Annotated in this window: 22 protein-coding genes and 1 pseudogene; 18 read left to right on the top strand and 5 right to left on the bottom strand. The window is 30.0% G+C overall.

Annotated elements, in window-relative coordinates; genetic code table 11:
• The first annotated feature begins 59 nt into the window (after window positions 1-59).
• Window positions 60-455, top strand: coding sequence for a DUF61 family protein (locus tag F7B34_RS07655; RefSeq protein WP_292461241.1), 396 nt, complete (start codon window positions 60-62; stop codon window positions 453-455).
• 241 nt (window positions 456-696) lie between these two features.
• Window positions 697-969, top strand: coding sequence for a hypothetical protein (locus tag F7B34_RS07645; RefSeq protein ID WP_292461239.1), 273 nt, complete (start codon window positions 697-699; stop codon window positions 967-969).
• A 36-nt stretch (window positions 970-1,005) separates the two neighbouring features.
• Here the strand turns inward: F7B34_RS07645 and F7B34_RS07640 are convergent, their stop codons facing one another.
• Window positions 1,006-1,695 (bottom strand): RNA methyltransferase, encoded by a 690-nt coding sequence (locus F7B34_RS07640; protein WP_292461238.1) that lies wholly within the window; start codon window positions 1,693-1,695, stop codon window positions 1,006-1,008.
• A gap of 27 nt (window positions 1,696-1,722) precedes the next feature.
• Entirely contained in the window at window positions 1,723-2,439 is a 717-nt protein-coding gene (locus F7B34_RS07635; protein WP_292461237.1) for a TIGR00297 family protein, read from the bottom strand.
• Between the two features lie 384 nt (window positions 2,440-2,823).
• On the opposite strand from F7B34_RS07635, the gene pyrF reads away from it, so the two are divergent.
• The 7 genes from pyrF (at window position 2,824) to F7B34_RS07600 (ending at window position 6,845) form a co-directional block, all read left to right on the top strand.
• Entirely contained in the window at window positions 2,824-3,501 is a 678-nt protein-coding gene (pyrF, locus tag F7B34_RS07630) for an orotidine-5'-phosphate decarboxylase (RefSeq protein WP_292461236.1), read from the top strand.
• 75 nt (window positions 3,502-3,576) lie between these two features.
• Entirely contained in the window at window positions 3,577-3,789 is a 213-nt protein-coding gene (locus F7B34_RS07625) for a hypothetical protein (RefSeq protein WP_292461235.1), read from the top strand.
• 23 nt (window positions 3,790-3,812) lie between these two features.
• A complete protein-coding gene (locus F7B34_RS07620; RefSeq protein WP_292461234.1) occupies window positions 3,813-4,553 on the top strand; it encodes a uroporphyrinogen-III synthase in 741 nt (246 codons plus the stop codon).
• A 24-nt stretch (window positions 4,554-4,577) separates the two neighbouring features.
• A complete protein-coding gene (locus F7B34_RS07615; RefSeq protein ID WP_292461233.1) occupies window positions 4,578-5,075 on the top strand; it encodes an MJ0936 family phosphodiesterase in 498 nt (165 codons plus the stop codon).
• Window positions 5,076-5,106: 31 nt separating this feature from the next.
• Window positions 5,107-5,814 (top strand): proteasome assembly chaperone family protein, encoded by a 708-nt coding sequence (locus F7B34_RS07610; RefSeq protein ID WP_292461232.1) that lies wholly within the window; start codon window positions 5,107-5,109, stop codon window positions 5,812-5,814.
• Window positions 5,815-5,834: 20 nt separating this feature from the next.
• Window positions 5,835-6,209 (top strand): DUF473 domain-containing protein, encoded by a 375-nt coding sequence (locus F7B34_RS07605; RefSeq protein WP_292461231.1) that lies wholly within the window; start codon window positions 5,835-5,837, stop codon window positions 6,207-6,209.
• 51 nt (window positions 6,210-6,260) lie between these two features.
• Entirely contained in the window at window positions 6,261-6,845 is a 585-nt protein-coding gene (locus F7B34_RS07600; RefSeq protein ID WP_292461230.1) for a flavodoxin family protein, read from the top strand.
• 122 nt (window positions 6,846-6,967) lie between these two features.
• On the opposite strand, the gene F7B34_RS07595 is transcribed toward F7B34_RS07600, so the two are convergent.
• From F7B34_RS07595 to F7B34_RS07585, 3 genes are all read right to left on the bottom strand, one after another.
• Complete coding sequence (locus F7B34_RS07595) at window positions 6,968-8,215, bottom strand: adenosylhomocysteinase (RefSeq protein WP_292461229.1); 1,248 nt, start codon at window positions 8,213-8,215, stop codon at window positions 6,968-6,970.
• A gap of 128 nt (window positions 8,216-8,343) precedes the next feature.
• Entirely contained in the window at window positions 8,344-9,285 is a 942-nt protein-coding gene (locus F7B34_RS07590) for a ribose 1,5-bisphosphate isomerase (protein WP_292461242.1), read from the bottom strand.
• Between the two features lie 93 nt (window positions 9,286-9,378).
• On the bottom strand, window positions 9,379-9,774 hold the full coding sequence (locus F7B34_RS07585; protein WP_292461228.1) for a cyclic nucleotide-binding/CBS domain-containing protein: 396 nt from the start codon (window positions 9,772-9,774) through the stop codon (window positions 9,379-9,381).
• 121 nt (window positions 9,775-9,895) lie between these two features.
• On the opposite strand from F7B34_RS07585, the gene F7B34_RS07580 reads away from it, so the two are divergent.
• From F7B34_RS07580 to F7B34_RS07540, 9 genes and pseudogenes are all read left to right on the top strand, one after another.
• Entirely contained in the window at window positions 9,896-10,240 is a 345-nt protein-coding gene (locus tag F7B34_RS07580; protein ID WP_292461227.1) for a ribonuclease P protein component 4, read from the top strand.
• 258 nt (window positions 10,241-10,498) lie between these two features.
• Window positions 10,499-11,131, top strand: a complete 633-nt coding sequence (locus F7B34_RS07575; protein ID WP_292461226.1) for a hypothetical protein — start codon at window positions 10,499-10,501, stop codon at window positions 11,129-11,131.
• Window positions 11,132-11,160: 29 nt separating this feature from the next.
• Window positions 11,161-11,979, top strand: coding sequence for a 4-hydroxy-tetrahydrodipicolinate reductase (gene dapB, locus F7B34_RS07570; protein WP_292461225.1), 819 nt, complete (start codon window positions 11,161-11,163; stop codon window positions 11,977-11,979).
• Between the two features lie 71 nt (window positions 11,980-12,050).
• Entirely contained in the window at window positions 12,051-12,659 is a 609-nt protein-coding gene (gene trmY / locus F7B34_RS07565) for a tRNA (pseudouridine(54)-N(1))-methyltransferase TrmY (protein ID WP_292461224.1), read from the top strand.
• A gap of 121 nt (window positions 12,660-12,780) precedes the next feature.
• Window positions 12,781-13,227, top strand: coding sequence for a chemotaxis protein CheW (locus tag F7B34_RS07560; RefSeq protein WP_292461223.1), 447 nt, complete (start codon window positions 12,781-12,783; stop codon window positions 13,225-13,227).
• Between the two features lie 11 nt (window positions 13,228-13,238).
• Complete coding sequence (locus tag F7B34_RS07555; protein ID WP_292461222.1) at window positions 13,239-14,348, top strand: chemotaxis response regulator protein-glutamate methylesterase; 1,110 nt, start codon at window positions 13,239-13,241, stop codon at window positions 14,346-14,348.
• On the top strand, window positions 14,341-17,190 hold the full coding sequence (locus F7B34_RS07550; RefSeq protein ID WP_292461221.1) for a chemotaxis protein CheW: 2,850 nt from the start codon (window positions 14,341-14,343) through the stop codon (window positions 17,188-17,190). The genes F7B34_RS07555 and F7B34_RS07550 overlap by 8 nt, the downstream gene beginning before the upstream one ends.
• Window positions 17,191-17,199: 9 nt before the next feature.
• Window positions 17,200-17,661, top strand: coding sequence for a chemotaxis protein CheD (locus tag F7B34_RS07545; RefSeq protein WP_292461220.1), 462 nt, complete (start codon window positions 17,200-17,202; stop codon window positions 17,659-17,661).
• Window positions 17,662-17,681: 20 nt separating this feature from the next.
• Window positions 17,682-18,300: pseudogene (locus F7B34_RS07540) on the top strand (methyl-accepting chemotaxis protein); the annotation flags it as partial.

Below are 18,300 nucleotides of genomic sequence, written 5' to 3'. Positions count from 1 at the left end.
TTTTATAAACCCACAACTATATATTTACTATGGGGAAATTATATAATTAATGTGATAATATGGATGATAAAACTATTTATAAGTTTTTACATGGTTTAAACACAAATTTTAAGAGAAAAACATTAAAAGAACTGCTAAAAGAAGAAAAGCCCCATGTAATTATAAATGGAAAACGACATAGAATAAAAAAAAGAGAACTTGATTTATTAAAAGAATTAAATGTTGATGAGAATTTAAAAATACCGATAGTTTTGGAAATTGATGCTTCTCTGGAATGTGGAACTGTAAAAATAGAAGGGCATGAAGAGGTAAAGGTAGTTTCCAAGATATTGGGCAAAGAAATAAACCTCTTTAACGAAGAAAAAATAATTTATATATATAAACCAGAGCTCCGAATTTTAAGAAGGGAACTACCTACAACCACAACATATTTATTTAGAATGAGCTCATGTTAAGTGATACGATGAACAGAATACGGAAGAAAAAATATCGTGGTATTGACCCGTTTAAAAAAATGATGAATAACCAGAAAAATGTGGAAAAATTATATAAAATATATTATATAATAAATATATGGGTTTGGTTTGCCATGTTGTTAGGTTCCATAATTTTTATAATATGGGCAGTTAAATATTTAGGTTCAATTAATTAAATGTTATAATTGGAAAATATAATATTGCGAAAATGAGGGATTCTATGAATGAATATGTGTTATATTTCACAATGTTTTCCCTATTGGTAGGGGCATTGTCGTCATTAAAATTGTGCTTCCATAAAAACACATCAAATGTGTTAATAGGGGAAGGATTAATGGCTATTATAGTAGCTACTTTTTTAGTAGTTCTTTCAACAGGTTTTGGCATATCCTTTGGGGAAACTGTGGCACTTTTTATACTTGTAGCAGGACCTGTGGGGACAATTGCCTTTTCAAAAGTCATGAAAAGAAAATCTGAATCTAAAAATATGTGAAGTAATAATTCATAGCTACAAATAAATTAAAATTAATTATTTTCCTTTAAAAACGCACATTAATGTATTTGCTTCCTTTCCGCTGATAAATGCTCTGCTTATTATTCTTTTAAATATTGTTTTGCATAATTCTTTTCTATATTCTGGAATATATTTATTTTTATCCACAAATTCATTGAAAATATTTAATAAAACATCCTTTTCAAGCTTAGACGCCTCTCTCATATTTACATTGTAGGGGGTTTCCAGAGATGAAACATACAATTCATAAAGTATAACCGAAACTGCATGAGATAGATTCATTATTGGATATTCTTTTGATGTAGGTGTGGATACAAACAAATCACACAATTCAAGTTCTTTATTGCTTAATCCATCATCTTCTCTTCCAAAGACAATACCCATTGTTCCATTTAGTGTTTTATGTTTCTCCGCGAGCTCCCGCGGTGTGATGGGGACCCTTTTTATATTTCTATCGCCAGAAATTGCACCAGAAGTCCCAACTACAAAGTCAATATCCCTTATAGCATCTTCTAAATTGCTATAAAATTTTGCATTGTTCAGAACTTCTTTTGCATGAACTGCCCTTATGTATGCTTCATCATTTAATATACTCCTATCTCCAACAATCCTTAATTCATTTACTCCAAAATTCATCATATTTCTTGCAATTGCTCCAACATTTCCACTGTATTTTGGATTTACTAAAATAACTACTGCCCTCATCTCATCATCACTTTTTACTTCTTTATTTTAGTGAATTACAGTTAAATATAACATTATTGCACATAAACTGCCCATAAGGGTGCATGTGAAATTAACATGTTCGTTGTTGAATATTCCCCTTCTTTCAAGCAGAGCTCCGAAAAGACTATCGGATAAATTTCCAACTATTCCCGATATGGTTCCTATCCATATTAAATTGTAGTTATTAAATAATATACTTGATATAAGCCCGATTAAAAACGCCCCAACAATTCCTGCAAATGTTCCATATATCGATACCCCACCATCCGTCCCTTTTTCAACCTTTTCCAATGTGGTTATTAATCTTGGTGTTTCGTTTGAGAGGACCCCCAATTCTGATGAGAATGTATCAGATGTAGCTGCTGAGATTGAGCCAATATACCCAAATAATGCAATATTATAATCGATAATTCCAAATATATATAATAATACAATCAAAACTGCCAGAGCTCCGTTTGCAAGCACATTTTTTATTGTTCTTTTGCATTCGCCCATGCCCATGCAATTTTTTTTAGAATAACCCACTTTACTCACTAAGCTTCCAAAAACTAAAAAACACACCATTATAATTAACCAATTTAGGTTCGTTCCCATGAGTATTATAAAAGCCATTGCAGAGGAACACAATATTCCACAATTATCTAAAAATCCCTTTTTCTTTATGGCATATGCCAATACCAATACTATGATTAAGGAAGAAATAAATTTCATATAAATGTCCATTTTTTCCACCAAGATTAACAGATACTAATACATCCCTTATTAAATAGTATTTGAATTATTTATGGGCGTTATTTAAAGGAGCAGGTCTGTCCAAAAATGCCATGGTTGATTTTAAAGATGAGAATACAACATAATTATTAACATGTATTTTTTAAATTAAAACATAATTAAAAATATTTATAATATTTCGTTAAATGAACATATATATAGTTTTTGAATTATGGTTCCCAGTCAAAAACAGTATTTAAAATTATTTTTTTATGTATTTTGTACAATAATAAATACAATGATAAATATACTATAAAATTGAAAAATAACTATTAAATATAAATATTTATCAAATGTTTATTGAATTAACATATATTATATCTTTATGGTGATATGATGGTAAAATTAATGCTTGCTCTTGATGTAGTGGATAAAAAAGAAGCTTTGAAGATAGCTGATGAAACTTCGGATTATGTTGATGCCATTAAAATAGGATACCCATTAGTTTTAGCTGTTGGATTGGATATTGTTAGAGAGATAAAAGATAAAACAAAAAAAGAAGTTATATGTGATTTTAAAGTGGCAGATATTCCACCTACAAATGAAAAAATTGCAAATTTAACATTAAAATATGCGGATGGAATTATTTGTCATGGATTTGTTGGAAAAGATAGTGTAAAAGCCATCCAAAAGATAGCAAAACAGTATGAAATGGAAACCGACAGTAAAAAAAAGGTAATAATGGTTACCGAAATGTCCCATCCAGGTGCGGTGGAATTTATACAACCTATTGCAGATGAGCTCGCAGAAGTTGCCAAAGAGTTAAATGTAAGTGGTGTTGTAGCCCCCTCAACAAGACCCGAGAGATTAAATGAAATAAAAAATATTGTTGGGGATATTCCTATAATCTCTCCCGGCATTGGTGCCCAAGGAGGGGATTTGGATGAAATTTTAAGTATATTGGATAAAAAAGATTACGTTATTGTTGGAAGGGCAATATACGAAAATGAAAATCCAAGAAAAAGTGCTTACCAATATAATATATTGTTAAATAAGAGTATATATAAAAAATAAAACTAAAAAATTTTAATGGGGTATATGAAAATGGATAAAATAATACAAGTTAATGACAAAGTGATAGCAAACTCCATGAAAAAAGTGTTTAAGGAAGAAATTGGTGAAATAGAAAGAGAATTAAGGGAACTGTATAATAAATATAACATTAAAAGTAGCAAAGAGTTAGAATTGAATGCTAAAAATGATGAAGAAGCTAAAAATGATTTTGAAAAAATTAAAGAACTTGAAGATGAATTAGAAAGACTAAATTCCTATTTGAGGGAAGTCAATATGAAAACTATATAAAAGCTATATAAAAAAGGGAAATTATGAAAGTTATAATTACAAGACCTATGGAACAAGGGATTAAATTTGCCAATGTATTAAAAAAAGAAGGCGATTTCGAACCTATATTAATACCAACCTTAGAATTGATATTTAAAGATGTAAATGTAGATTTAGATAACTATGATTGGCTGATATTTACAAGTCCCAGGGGGGTTTTAGGATTGTTTAAAAATCTGGACGAATCAGGAATTAAAAAAATAAAGGACAAAAAAATAGGGGTAATCGGGATAGAAACTGCAAAAGAATTTAAAAGGATATTTAAAAGAGATGTGGATGTAATCCCCAAGATATATACCGCAGACAATCTTTTAGAAGCTTTAAAAGAGCATGTGAAAGAAGATGAAAAGGTGTTAATACCCACAACACCATCGACAAGAGATATTTTATATAAAAACCTAAATGCAGATTTAATGTTTGTCTATCACTCGAAAGAACCAATTAATATAAAAAATAAACTCAAAGAATTGAAAAATATCATAATTAAAGAAGAAAATAATAATAAAAAAATAATACTAACCTTCACAAGTGGTTTAACTGCAAAGAATTTTTTTAAAAATTCGGACGCCGAGTTATTAACTCTATTAAAAAATCAGTATATTGTTTCAATAGGTCCCATTACAAACCATGTTGTTGAGAAATATGGATTTAAAGGATATATTCCAAAAAAATATACAATCAACGGCATGATTGAAGTTATTAAATCTTTAAAAAATAAAAAATAAATAGAAATAAATAAAGGTGATTCTATGAAAATAGGCATAATGTCAGATACCCATGATTATCTGCCAAATATAAAAAAGGCGGTGGATATTTTTAACAATAAAAATGTTGATATGGTTATTCATTGCGGTGATTTTGTTTCTCTTTTTGTTATAAAAGAATTTGAAAGATTAAATGCTAGGATTGTGGCAACTTATGGAAATAATGATGGTGAAAGAACAAAATTAAAGGAATGGTTAAAGGAGTTAAATAAAGAGAATGAGATAGATGATTATTTAAGTTTTGAAGCTGATTCATTAAAATTTTTTGTTCTCCATGGAACAAATAATGAGATACTTGAAGCCATAATAAAATCAAAAAAATATGATGTTGTAATTTATGGTCATACTCACAATAGGGTATTTGAAGAAATCGACAATGTTTTAGTTATAAACCCAGGAGAATGTTGTGGGTATTTAAGTGGGATAGCCACAATAGGTATATTGGATACTACTTCAAAAAAATACGAAGAATTCGAATTGTAATTTTAACATTATCAAAATTTGAGGGGATTTTATGGATTATGTCATTAAAAAAGAGCCAGATTTTAAAGAACCAATAGTAATTACAGGTTTTCCAAGCATTGGACTTATAGGTAATATAGCAACTCATCAAATTGTTAAAGAACTCAATTTAGATTTCATAGGTTATTTCGATTCTCCAAATATTCCCCCTGTTATGTCGGTGGAAAAGGGGATAATATATCCTCCAATAAGAGCATATGGGAACGAGAATTTGGTTGTAATATCTTCCGATGTTTTAATTCCCCCAAATGTTGTATATGAGTTAACTGATAAATTAATAGAATATATTTCAAAAATTAATCCAAAGATTGTTATCAATCTGGATGGCATTACCTCATTAAATCCAAAAAATATCTATGCTGTTTCAACATCAAATGAGCTTTTAGAATTTATGGTTAAACAGAATATTCCAATTTTAGAGTATGGTATGGTGGGCGGTATGTCTGGAGCAATATCAATAAAAAGTTCAGATAAAAATATTTCCTCGCTATGTTTGATGGCAGAAACCCCTGGATTGAGACCTGACCCTATGGCTGCATCCAATATTATTGAAGTTCTAAACAAATTATATGATTTAAATGTAAATACAGAGGAATTGATAAAAGAAGATGAAAAGATAAAAGAAAAACTTAGAAAATTAGCAGAAGAACATCTTAAACTTATGTCAAAACAGAAAGTTGAAAATCCAATGTATTTATAATAGATTTAAAAAGTGATATTATGAAAATTTGTGCATTAACGGGAATATCCCCAAATAATATTTCTGGGCTGGTAAAAAACCATGTAAAAACTTTTGATTTAAAAAATTTTTCCAATATACTTACAATAACATCCTTAAATGTAGGAGATTTTGTATTTATAACTGGAATGGTAAAAGAGGACATTATTTCAGGCACAGAAGGAGTTGTAGCTCAGATAAAAAAAATAGAGACATATTCTCAAAGAGAAAATCCAACCATATGTGAAGAGATAGAATATATTGTTGCAAGAGTTCAGCTCGAAGTTTTAGGGTATGGTGTATGTGTAAATGTTGTAAATACAGACTTGCTAAATCCATTGATAGTTGAAGTAAGGATAGAATCTATATATGGATAAAGGTTTATATAAAAAATAATAAATTTTAAAAATAAAAAAGGTGATGTAAAAATGAAAATTATAGGGATATCAGGTTCTCCAAGAAAAAATGGAAATACTTCGTTTTTGGTAAAAGAGGCATTGAAATCTGCCCATGAAGAAGGTGCAGAAACAGAATTCATAACATTGGCTGATAAAGAATTAAATCCATGTATTGCCTGTGATGTATGTAAAGAAGAAGGTGAATGTGTAATAATGGATGACATAAATGAAATTTTGGAGAAAATGGAAAAAGCAGATGGTATTATAATTGGTTCGCCAGTTTATTTTGGAGGCGTAAGTTCTCAGATAAAAATGCTGTTTGATAGGTCAAGACCTTGTAGAGTTGGATTCAAATTAAAAAATAAGGTTGGTGGGGCAATATCTGTGGGAGCTTCGAGAAACGGAGGTCAAGAAACTACTATAAAGCAAATTCACGATTTTATGCTTATACACTCTATGATTGTTGTTGGAGATAAGGAGCCCACTGCACACTATGGTGGAACAGGAGTGGGTGGTGCTGTTGATGCCTGCGAAAATGACGAGGTAGGCATAAATACGGCGAGAAATTTAGGTAAAAAAATTGTGGAAGTTGTTAAATTGATTAAAAAAGAATAAGTCAAAAAAGAACTATAATTAAGATAATTAAATAAAAATAAATTAAAATCATTTTATCTTCTTTTCATTATATTTTTTTATTTTATTTTAAAATTAATTGATTAAAAAAATAAATAAAATAATTATGTTCCTTCTCTCCAATCACTTAAATACTTTCTTTGCTCAGGGGTGAGCTCATCTATTTCAACACCCATGGACTTCAATTTTAATGAAGCTATTCTTAAATCCTGTTCATAAGGAATTTCATATACTTTATTTTCAAGTTTTTCATGATTTTCTTTTACGAATTTTGCACTAAGTGCCTGATTTGCAAAGCTCATATCCATTACCTCACATGGATGACCGTCTCCACATGCTAAATTTACGAGCCTTCCCTCTCCAAGGAGATATAATTTTTTATTTCCTAAATCGTATTCTTCAATATTCATCCTAACAGTCCTAACTGATTTCGAAAGGTTTATCAAATCATTTTTATTTATTTCATTGTCAAAATGGCCTGCATTTGCAAGAACTGCTCCCTCTTTCATTACCAACATATGTTCAGCTCTTATTATATCTTTACATCCTGTTGTGGTTATAAATATATCTCCTATCCTTGCAGCGTCATCCATTTTCATAACCCTGAATCCATCCATCTTAGCTTCCAATGCTCTAATGGAATCTACCTCTGTAATTATAACATTTGCGCCCATTCCTGATGCCCTCATTGCTACTCCTCTACCGCACCAACCGTATCCTGCAACTACAACATTTTTTCCAGCAATTAAAAGGTTTGTAGTTCTTATGATACCATCTATTGCACTTTGTCCAGTTCCATATCTGTTATCAAATAGGTGTTTTGTATATGCATCATTTACATTAACCACAGGGAATTTTAGAGCTCCTTCCTCAGCCATTGCCTTTAATCTTATAACCCCTGTTGTAGTTTCTTCGCATCCACCCATGATATTATTTAGGAGCTCTGTTCTTTGGGAGTGCAATAGGAATATCAAATCTGCACCATCATCTATAATTATATCAGGATTATGGTCTAAAACTTTGTTTAAATTTTCATAATATTCTTCGTTTGTTTCTCCCCTCCATGCATAAACATTCATACCTTTTTTTGCACAGGCGGCGGCAACGTCATCCTGAGTGGATAATGGATTACATCCAGTAATGGCAATTTCTGCTCCACCGTTCATTAAGGTTTCCGCCAATACCGCAGTTTTAGCCTCCAGATGAAGTGCCATACCAATGGTAAGTCCTTCAAATGGTTTTTCCTTTATAAATTCTTCTCTTATTAATTTTAAAACAGGCATGTGTTTTTTTGCCCATTCTATTTTTAATTCTCCATTAGGGGCGAGATTTAAATCTTTAACTTTGCTCACGATTTCACCAAGTATTTTTATTTTTTTTATTTAATTTCATTAATTCATCAACCTACCCATTAACATACTTTTTTAATATTTTTTAATTTTATTAATTACAATATTATTTTTTATTTTTTATATTATTTTTATAACTTTTCATTTTTTTTCATTTTTTCATATTCATTGAATAAATCTCCAAAGTATTTTTCAATAATATACCACGCCCCTTGTGGGGGAATTATCCCTATTTCCGTGATAATCCCATCGATATACTGTGCTGGCGTAATATCAAAAGCAGGATTTCTTAATTTTATTTTATCTGTATATTCTTCTTCAAATATATGTATCTCATTAGGGCTCCTTTCTTCTATATCTATCAATTCCCCAACTATGGTTTTTGGATGAAACTTGTAAGTCTCCGCAGCTGTTAAAAATGGAACCCTTCTTTCATGTGCAATAAGTGCTATTTGGGATGTTCCTATCTTATTTACCAAACACCCATTTGAAGTAATGGCATCTGCCCCAACAACAACTAAATCCACTTCTTTTATAAAATATCTAACTGCACTATCTACTATCAATGTAGTATCTATTCCTTCATCGGCAAGGTCTTTTGCCGTTAAATATCCTTGATTTCTTGGGCGCGTCTCTGTGCAGATGACCTTTATATTTTTTCCGTTTCTATATGCTGTTTTTATAATATTTAATGCAGCTTCTGAATTGCAATGAGTTAATATAGTATATCCATCCTTTATTCTATTTGAACCGATTTCTCCTATTTTTTTTGTAGCCTCTAATGAAGATTTGATAAATTCATCCGCCTTATTTATTACCGCTTCTTTTGGATTTTTATCATTTAATCCATTTAAAACATATTTTACGGCATTTGGAAGAGATACTGCTGTTGGTCTCGCAGATTTTAAAATATTGCCTGCATCAATCATCTTATTTTTGAACTTATTATCCTCTAAATCAGCAATAGATTTTGCGTAATTCTTTAAAGCTTTTGCCGCAGCCCTTCCTATTCTTCCAGCCCCTCTTATTTCCATATTTTTTATTTTTTTATATATTTCATAAATAACATCCATGCCCATAGTTTCATCTCAAAATTAAGATTAACAAAAAAATGTAAATAGTTATAATCCATATTTTATATAAAATTTTTCTATAAAAATAATAATTTAGTCCAGTTTTTCGGATATTAATTTTACAATATCTTTTGAACTTAAAACCCCTATAATTTTATCCTCCCTAAGCTCAGAAACAACATATAAATGATGTATATTATTCTCAGCCATAACAGCAGCTGCTTTTTCAAGAGGTGCTGTGGGACTTATTGTAATTAACTTAGATACCATTATATCCTCTGCTTTTAATTCATCGAGATTTTCATTATAATGCTTCAATATATCTATATCAGTTATAATTCCCCAATATATATTGTTATCATCAGAAACTACTACTGATGAGATATTATTTTTACCCATTATTTTTATCACATTTGATATATTATCTTTTAATGATACTTCATATATACCTCTACTCATTAAATCTCTAACAAAATATTTTGAAAGCATTGTTTCACCAAATTATATTTTTACAATATTAATATATTACATATGTTTTATATAATTTTATTGAGGTATATAAAAAAATATTATATTTATTTTCCACATGTAAAAAATATTTCGTGAAACTATGAGACAGAAGAACATTAAAAAAATAAAAAACATTGCACTTGAAAGGATTGACATACTAATGAATCTTGCAGAAGAGGAAGCTAAAAAAAATCGAATGGACAGGGCAAAACGATATGCTGAATTAAGTAAAAAAATTTCGATGAAAATGAGGATGCCCTTCCCAAAAAAATGGAAAAGAAGAATATGTAAAAAGTGCGGGGCATTTTTAATTTTTGGAAAAAATGCAAGAGTTAGAATAAAAAGCAACAAATATCCACCTCATATTATAATAACATGTTTAGATTGTGGTAATGCCATTAAAATTCCAATGATTAGGGAAAAAATTAAAAAGAAAAGCTATTAATAAATAATGTAAAATAACACATTATTATTAGGCAATATCATATATAATTGAACTTTGGAAGATTTATAAGAATGTTAAAAGCATGGTGCTATTGGAAAACCTATATACTTATGAAACTTAATTTGTGAAAATTATTAAGAAATAACTCATAACAATATATATTATCAAAAATATATCCCCAATACACATAATCATCTACACAAAAAATATTAATATATTAAATAAAAACATTTTAATAATCACATTTGGGGGCATGCCATGAATCCTTCACATGATCTTGAACAGGACGAGAGATTAGAATCCAATATAGAGCAGGAATGTTTAGAGTCTGATTTAGAGATGGAATTTAATGAAAAATCTGAAAATCTGAAAAAAATAATGGATAGATTACAGAATAAAATAAAACATGCCGTTCTCAATAATAATGATAATAATCTGGAAAAATCCAATATTGATGAACAATCTAACTATTTAAAGGAAATCAATGAGAAATTGGATAAATTACCTAAGATGATGTCCGATATAGATAATTCAAAGATTGAAGATACATTAAATCAAATACTTGAAAAAATAAATATCCTTATTGATAAAAACGATGAGTATTCTTTAAAATTAGATAACATCATCCTTGAAATTGATAAAGTATTAACTAAAATAGAGGATATGTCTAAAAAAGCTTTAAGATTATATGAAAGTGGAAATATAACTATATTGGATATTATAAATCTTATAAAAGAAATAAATTTGGGAATTAATGAAATAAAAGATAATTTAAACAACTATAAACATGAAAATATTGATAAAGCCATAGAAATAGCAGATAATTTAAATAATAAAATGGATACTTATATAGAAAAATTTGAAAAAATAAAAGCAAGTATAAATGGATAAGAAACGATATATAAAGAAAAGGTGATTGCATGATAAAGGTGGCTATTACAGGAGCTCTTGGAAGAATGGGAAGTAATATAATAAAAACACTGTGTGAAAATCCAGAAGAATTTAAGGTAGTTGCAGCAATTGATGTGCCAAATCATCCAAAAAAAGGAATGGATATTGGAGACATAATAGGACCAAGATATATGGGTGTTCCTTTAGAAACATCCGACAATTTAGACAATGTCTTAAAAGAAACAAAACCTGATGTTTTAATCGACTTCACCGCCCCAACACCTTGTGTAAATACCGTTAAAATAGCCTCATCAAATGGTATTAACTTAGTAATTGGAACCACAGGATTTACAGAAGAACAGAAAAAAGAAATGAAAGAAGCCATTAATAAAAACAAGGTTGCAGCAGTAATATCTCAAAACTATGCGATAGGTGTAAATATATTCTTTAAAACATTGGAATTTTTGGCAAAAAAACTTGGAGATTATGATATAGAAATTGTCGAAATGCACCATAGATTTAAAAAGGACGCTCCAAGTGGAACTGCCCTAAGGGCTGCTGAGATAATCCAGAATAATTTAAATAGGGACTCTAAATTAATATACGGTAGAGAAGGGCTTGTTGGAGAAAGAACCAAAGAAGAGATATGTATCCATGCACTTAGGGGTGGGGATGTAGTTGGAGACCATACTGTAATATTTGCAGGGGATGGGGAACGATTGGAACTCACCCATAAAGCAAGTAGTAGGCAGGCATTTGTAAATGGTGTAATTTTGGCAACCAAATTTGTTTCAAATAAAAAAGAAGGAATATATAATACATTTGATGTTTTAGGACTTAATGAATAATAATTCATTATTATTTAACATGTTTATTTTACTATATTTTTTATTTTTTTATACGCATATATGGTGAAAATTTGAGGGAGTTTATATTAAAATCAAATAAGGCAATAACCTCAGGAGATGTTAATTTAAAAGATCTCCCGGGAAGTTGTGGTAGGTTAGATTTGGTATGCAGATGTGTTAGTAGTGCATTTTTTCTTTCCCATGATTTAAGAAGGGACACTATATTTTATTCAGTCCATTATGGAAGTCCAAACCCTCCTGTGGCATTAAAATTTGTAGGCTCTGAATTAAAAAGAGTTAGCCCTGATGAAAGAAGCATTGCTCTATTTATAAAAAAAGCACTTGAAAAAGAACATATATGTATTTGGAAGGAAAGTACCTCTGGAATTTACCATGCTAAAAAAGAATTTAGGGATATTGTATTGGAAAGAAAAAAAGAGGGAAAGAGGATTTTTTATCTCCACAAAGATGGGGAACCTATTGAAGAATTATTTAACCCTGCCAAATATGAAAAAAATATTGTTTTTGTGTTAGGAGACCATATAGGTATTGGGGAAGAAGATGAGAAGTTTTTAGATGAGATTGGAGCAGAAAGGGTTTCAATATCCCCTTTGGAATTGCATGCAAACCATTGCATTGTCATCGTTCATAATATTATAGATAAAATTTGTATGATTTAATAATATTAATTAAATTTGTTCTCTTAAATTTTATAATTTTAATAAATAATTTCTTAATGATGCTTTACTTAAATTTTAACGGTTAATAACCTATGTTAATAACAAGTATAAGGTGAGAGATATGGAGGATATACCAAAGGTTGTTGTTTTTAAACTCTCTTCAAATGAATATGGATTAAGAGTGGATGAAGTTAGAGAAGTCTTAAAGCTTCAAGATATTACGGCATTGCCCAATAGTCCAGATTATGTTGTGGGCGTCACAAATATTAGGGGTGAAATTACGCCTATTATTGATTTAAGAAAAAAATTGAATATATCAAATAGGTTTGAAGAGGATAACAACGATAAAGATATGTTAGTTATGGTAATTGAAATCGAAGGAGTTCCTGTGGGTATATTGGTAAATGCTGTTAACGATGTTCTCCAGATATCTAATGAGCAAATTGAGGACTTAGGGGAGATAAGAAAAAATATAAGTGATAATTACATTGAAGGTATTGCAAAAATTGGCAATAGGCTGATAATACTACTAAACATTAACAACCTTATAAATCCAAAAGAATTATGAGGATGAAGAGTATGAAAAAAATAAAAGCATTGGTGGTAGATGATTCGGCATTTATGAGAAAAGTAATTTCTGACATGTTAAATTCCGATAATGATATTGAGGTAATAGGAACAGCAAAAGATGGGTTGGAGGCTGTCGAGCTCACCCAAAAATTAAATCCAGATGTAATCACAATGGATGTGGAAATGCCTAGGATGGGTGGGCTTGAAGCAGTTAAAAGAATAATGGAAATAAAACCTACACCAATATTAATGCTGTCTGCATTAACGAAAAAAGGCTCTAAGGAGACATTTGAAGCTTTAGAATATGGAGCAGTTGATTTTATTCAAAAACCCTCAGGAACCATTTCATTAGATATTAGAAAACTGGGTGATGAATTAATAAACAGAGTAAAATCAGTTTCAAGGACATATGTCAGAAGAAAAGTTGCACCTAAAAAACATGAAAAAATTATAGAAAAACAAAACATTGGAAAAACTAATGAAAAACCTATAAAACCAGAGATTAAATTGCCTACTGAGAAGTTGAAGAATACAGCTATTATAATAGGCTCATCAACAGGTGGGCCACCCATAGTTTCAGAAATTATAGTTAATCTTCCAAAAAACATGCCACCGGTATTTGTAGTTCAACACATGCCAAAGGGATTTACAAAAATGTTTGCGGATAGAATGAATTCAGAGGCTACATTAAATGTAAAAGAAGCCCAAAATGGAGAAATAGTAAAATCTGGTTATGTCTATGTAGCACCAGGCGATTGTCAGATGATACTTAAAAAAAGAGGGAAGGATATTTGTATAGAATTGGATGACCAGATGCCAAAAGTTCATGGGACAAAACCATCAGTGGATGTTACTGCGGAATATATATCAAGAATATACGGTAAAAATACAGTAGGTGTAATTTTATCAGGTATTGGTCGAGATGGAGCATATGGATTTAAATTAATAAAGGAAAAAGGTGGAAAAATAATTGCTCAAAATAAAGATACATGCGTTGTATTTGGTATGCCAAAAGCTGTTATCGAAATGAATATTGCCGATGTAATATTGCCTCCATCGAAAATACCTGAAACCATTATTATGTTTGTTAAAACTATAATAGGGGATGAAAATGGATGATATGGAACAGTATAAAGAATTGTTCTTGGCTGAGGCTACAGAACACCTCCAAGCTTTGAATCAGAATTTAGTTGAACTTGAAAATAATCCCGATAATAAAGATATTATAAATTTGATATTTAGGTCGGCACATACATTAAAAGGCTCTGCAAGAACCCTTGGATTTGAGGGAATATCCACTCTCACCCATCACATGGAAGATATATTGGATTACATTAGAAATGGGGATATACTTGTAAATTCAGAGATTATGGATTTATTATTTAAGTGTCTTGATGTTCTTGAAACCATGGTTAACGAAATTGAAGATGGCGTTGAATCTACTTCTGTTGATATTACAGATGTAGTTAATGAAATAGAAAGATTGAAAGAAAAATATTTATCGGGCATCAACGGTGCCTATCCATTAGATACATTATCACACCAAAGTGCCAACAATTCACATAATGAAAAAATAGGGAAAAAAGAAGAAGTTAAGCAGAAAAATAATGTTAAAAATATTAAATCTGTTGTAAATATATTATTAAAAGAGCCAAAAACCACCGTGAAAATTAAAAAAGCGGTTATAAATAAAGAAAATAATAACGAGATAAAAAAACCAAAAAATCTCAATGAAATTCTTGAACAAATGGGTAAATCTATCGAAATTCTCAATATAGTTGCCGATACCCTTAATTATGATGATTTGAAAGAAACTCTGGCAAAACTAAATGATTTAATTAATCATATCATGGCTGAAGACATTGTATTTAATAAATCAGTTATGGAGGTATTAAAAGATTCATTAGATGTAATGGAAAAAATTGCAAAATCATTTGAGGAAAATAAAGGTATGGATAATTTAAATATTGATTTACCTGAATTAAATAAAAAAATAGATAATGCAACAACTATTAAGGATAAATATCAAAGCTCATCAAATGGTGGTGAAGAATACGAGGTTGTTTTGGACCACTCTAAGTTTGAATTAAACAATTACTCTGAATATCTAAAAGAAATGGTGGATAAAGGTTATAAGCTATATCATTTAAAATCCAAGACTTCAAAAGATTGTGTTTTAAAATCTGTTAGATTATTTATGATTTTATCCAATATAAAGAAAATAGGGGATGTTTTAAATTCAATACCTAATGAAGAAGAAATTAAAGAAAAAAACTATGATGAACTTGAAATTATTTTTTTATCGGATAAGCAGTTGGATGAAATAACAAAAATTCTCGACAATTGTGAAATGGAATATATTGCAGTGTCTCCTGTGGATATTGATTTTAAAATTGAAAAAATAGGGGAGAAGATTGTAGATGAACGGGGTGATGAAAAAGAGGATATAATAAAAGACGCGTATAAAATAAAGGTAAGACTTGATGAAGAGTGTATTTTAAAATCTGTTCGGGCATATATGATAATAAAAGAACTTGAAAGTATGGGAGAAATAATAAGAACAGAACCCCCCTACGAAAAACTTCGAAACGGTGAATTTGATGGCAGCGAGATTGTAATCTATATAATTTCAAACAAAGAAGAGGATGATTTAAAAGAAGCTGTGTTCAATATTCCAGAAATAAGTGAGGTTATGGTAGAAGTTCCTGAATACTTGAATAAACAATCGAATGAGAAAAAAGCATCTGAATTACATAAAAACAATATATCTATTAAATCAAAGATTTCAAAGAAACCTCCTGAAAAATCTGGAGAAAAGAAATTAACCCAAACTGTTAGAATAAATATTGAAAAATTAGACAAACTTATGAATTTAGTTGGCGAACTGGTTATAAACAGAGCAAATTTTACCCAAATTGCAAACAAATATAATATTAAAGAGTTGCACAATGCTGTAAATAGACTTAATATGCTTGCCACTGAACTTCAAGAAGAAGTTATGGCTATGAGAATGATACCTGTATCATTTATATTTAATAGATTCCCTAGAACCGTAAGAGATACTGCAAAGGCATTAAATAAAGATGTTAAATTAATAATAGAAGGTTCTGAGATTGAACTAGATAGAACGGTATTGGATGAGCTCGCAGAACCATTAACACATATAATCAGAAATTCTCTGGATCATGGTATCGAAACACCTGAAGAGAGAGAAAAGAAAGGAAAACCTAAACAAGGTGTTTTAAAACTAATTGCTACTAGAGAACGAAATCATGTGCTTATTACAATAGAGGATGATGGTAAAGGAATAGATCCTGATATTATACGGAAGAAAGCTGTGGAAAAGGGTATATTATCAAAAGAGGAAGCCAATAAGTTATCCAACCAGGAAGCTATTAATCTTGTATTTTTGCCGGGATTTAGCACAGCTGAAAAAGTTTCAGATGTTTCAGGAAGGGGGGTGGGTATGGATGTTGTAAAATCCAAAATAGAGTCTCTTGGAGGTAATGTTTCACTTTACTCAGAAAGAGATAAAGGCACAAAAATAACACTTCAATTACCTTTAACGATGGCTATCATCCTTGTATTATTAATTAAATTAGGTGAGCAGGTATATGCGATACCATTAACAAGTGTTTTAGATGTTACTCATGTTAAAAAGGATGATATAAGAAATTTGGAAGGACAAGAGGCCATAGTTTATAGAAACCATGTATTACCAGTAGTTTGGTTAAAGGATATTCTTAACGAATATGGTTGTAATAAACCCGAAGATGTTTATATTGTTATTATAGAACGAAACAATGGAAAATTAGGTGTTGTAGTTGATGATGTAATTGGGAGAGAAGAGATTGTTGTTAAACCACTTACAGGTATTTTAAAAAATATTCATGGCCTTGCAGGAGCTACAATATTAGGAGACGGAAAAGTAGCACTTATATTGGACTTAAACAATGTGTAGGTTGTTAGTATGGTAATAAAAGTTAAAATGGGTGGTTTTGAAGTTTCAAAAAGTCCAGAAATTCTTGAAACTTTGTTGGGTTCTTGCGTGGCTGTTATGCTTTACGATAATGGTAAAAAGATTGGAGGGATGGCCCATGTAATGTTACCTAAAACTAAAGATGAGAATATTAGAAATCCAGGAAAATATGCAAATACTGCCATTCCTGCTCTTATAACAAAGATGGCTATATTGGATGCAAGAACAGATAAACTCGTTGCAAAAATATGCGGCGGTGCAGCAATGTTCAGAAAATCTAGTGCAATAGATATAGGTAAAAAAAATATCGATGCTGTTGTAAATGAATTAAAAAAATATAATATACGAATTATAGGTGAAGATATTGGTGGAAATGCCAGCCGGATGATAAGATTTTTTTTAAAGGATGGAAAAGTAGTTATTAGGTATCGAAATGAAGAAAAAATTATCTAAAAAAACATTCAGGTGATATTATGGAGAAAAAATCACTGCTTATATTAATATTAATACCCTCTATTATACTATCACTGATTTTTTATCTATTATGCCCAAATATCTTTGAAAATAATATGTTATATTTATTTGGGGCATTAATTGCTACCATAACTCTATCATATATAGCGGGGTATTATATTTTAAAAAATGATGTAGAGGGTATGAAGAATTTTATTGAAAATGCAGCCAATATATTAAATAAAGATTTTACAACAAAAAATAACTCTGAAATATACAGTGAAATAATAGATGAATTAAAAAAATTAAACAATACATCTGAATCGTTTAAAGAGTATAAAAAAGACTGTGAAAAGACATTTAAAGAAATTATAGCTGCTCTGGTTAGTATTGAAAATGGAGATTTAACGGTTAGGCTGGATGAGAATAGAAAATACAATAAACTTCAAAAAACATTTAATAACGCTTTGGAAAATATGGGGGGCTTAATAACCAACTTAAAAAACCAGATATACGAGTTAAACAAAGAAATAGCCTTGATAAAACAGGAAACTGAAAGAGCCAAAGAAATCTCAGACCAGGTAGCTGATGCAGCATCACAGGTAGCCACAGCAGCAACAGACCAATCTACAAAACTGC

The organism is Methanothermococcus sp. (assembly GCF_015523155.1).
Taxonomy (GTDB): Archaea; AGJL01; Methanococci; order Methanococcales; family Methanococcaceae; genus Methanofervidicoccus.
This window is presented reverse-complemented; position numbering and strand designations above follow the sequence as displayed.

Coding starts and splice junctions, on each gene's coding strand:
- F7B34_RS07655 (WP_292461241.1), top strand. CDS start 60: ATGGATGATAAAACTATTTATAAGTTTTTACATGGTTTAAACACAAAT.
- F7B34_RS07645 (WP_292461239.1), top strand. CDS start 697: ATGAATGAATATGTGTTATATTTCACAATGTTTTCCCTATTGGTAGGG.
- F7B34_RS07640 (WP_292461238.1), bottom strand. CDS start 1,695: ATGAGGGCAGTAGTTATTTTAGTAAATCCAAAATACAGTGGAAATGTT.
- F7B34_RS07635 (WP_292461237.1), bottom strand. CDS start 2,439: ATGGACATTTATATGAAATTTATTTCTTCCTTAATCATAGTATTGGTA.
- pyrF (WP_292461236.1), top strand. CDS start 2,824: ATGGTAAAATTAATGCTTGCTCTTGATGTAGTGGATAAAAAAGAAGCT.
- F7B34_RS07625 (WP_292461235.1), top strand. CDS start 3,577: ATGAAAAAAGTGTTTAAGGAAGAAATTGGTGAAATAGAAAGAGAATTA.
- F7B34_RS07620 (WP_292461234.1), top strand. CDS start 3,813: ATGAAAGTTATAATTACAAGACCTATGGAACAAGGGATTAAATTTGCC.
- F7B34_RS07615 (WP_292461233.1), top strand. CDS start 4,578: ATGAAAATAGGCATAATGTCAGATACCCATGATTATCTGCCAAATATA.
- F7B34_RS07610 (WP_292461232.1), top strand. CDS start 5,107: ATGGATTATGTCATTAAAAAAGAGCCAGATTTTAAAGAACCAATAGTA.
- F7B34_RS07605 (WP_292461231.1), top strand. CDS start 5,835: ATGAAAATTTGTGCATTAACGGGAATATCCCCAAATAATATTTCTGGG.
- F7B34_RS07600 (WP_292461230.1), top strand. CDS start 6,261: ATGAAAATTATAGGGATATCAGGTTCTCCAAGAAAAAATGGAAATACT.
- F7B34_RS07590 (WP_292461242.1), bottom strand. CDS start 9,285: ATGGATGTTATTTATGAAATATATAAAAAAATAAAAAATATGGAAATA.
- F7B34_RS07585 (WP_292461228.1), bottom strand. CDS start 9,774: ATGCTTTCAAAATATTTTGTTAGAGATTTAATGAGTAGAGGTATATAT.
- F7B34_RS07580 (WP_292461227.1), top strand. CDS start 9,896: ATGAGACAGAAGAACATTAAAAAAATAAAAAACATTGCACTTGAAAGG.
- F7B34_RS07575 (WP_292461226.1), top strand. CDS start 10,499: ATGAATCCTTCACATGATCTTGAACAGGACGAGAGATTAGAATCCAAT.
- dapB (WP_292461225.1), top strand. CDS start 11,161: ATGATAAAGGTGGCTATTACAGGAGCTCTTGGAAGAATGGGAAGTAAT.
- F7B34_RS07560 (WP_292461223.1), top strand. CDS start 12,781: ATGGAGGATATACCAAAGGTTGTTGTTTTTAAACTCTCTTCAAATGAA.
- F7B34_RS07555 (WP_292461222.1), top strand. CDS start 13,239: ATGAAAAAAATAAAAGCATTGGTGGTAGATGATTCGGCATTTATGAGA.
- F7B34_RS07550 (WP_292461221.1), top strand. CDS start 14,341: ATGGATGATATGGAACAGTATAAAGAATTGTTCTTGGCTGAGGCTACA.
- F7B34_RS07545 (WP_292461220.1), top strand. CDS start 17,200: ATGGTAATAAAAGTTAAAATGGGTGGTTTTGAAGTTTCAAAAAGTCCA.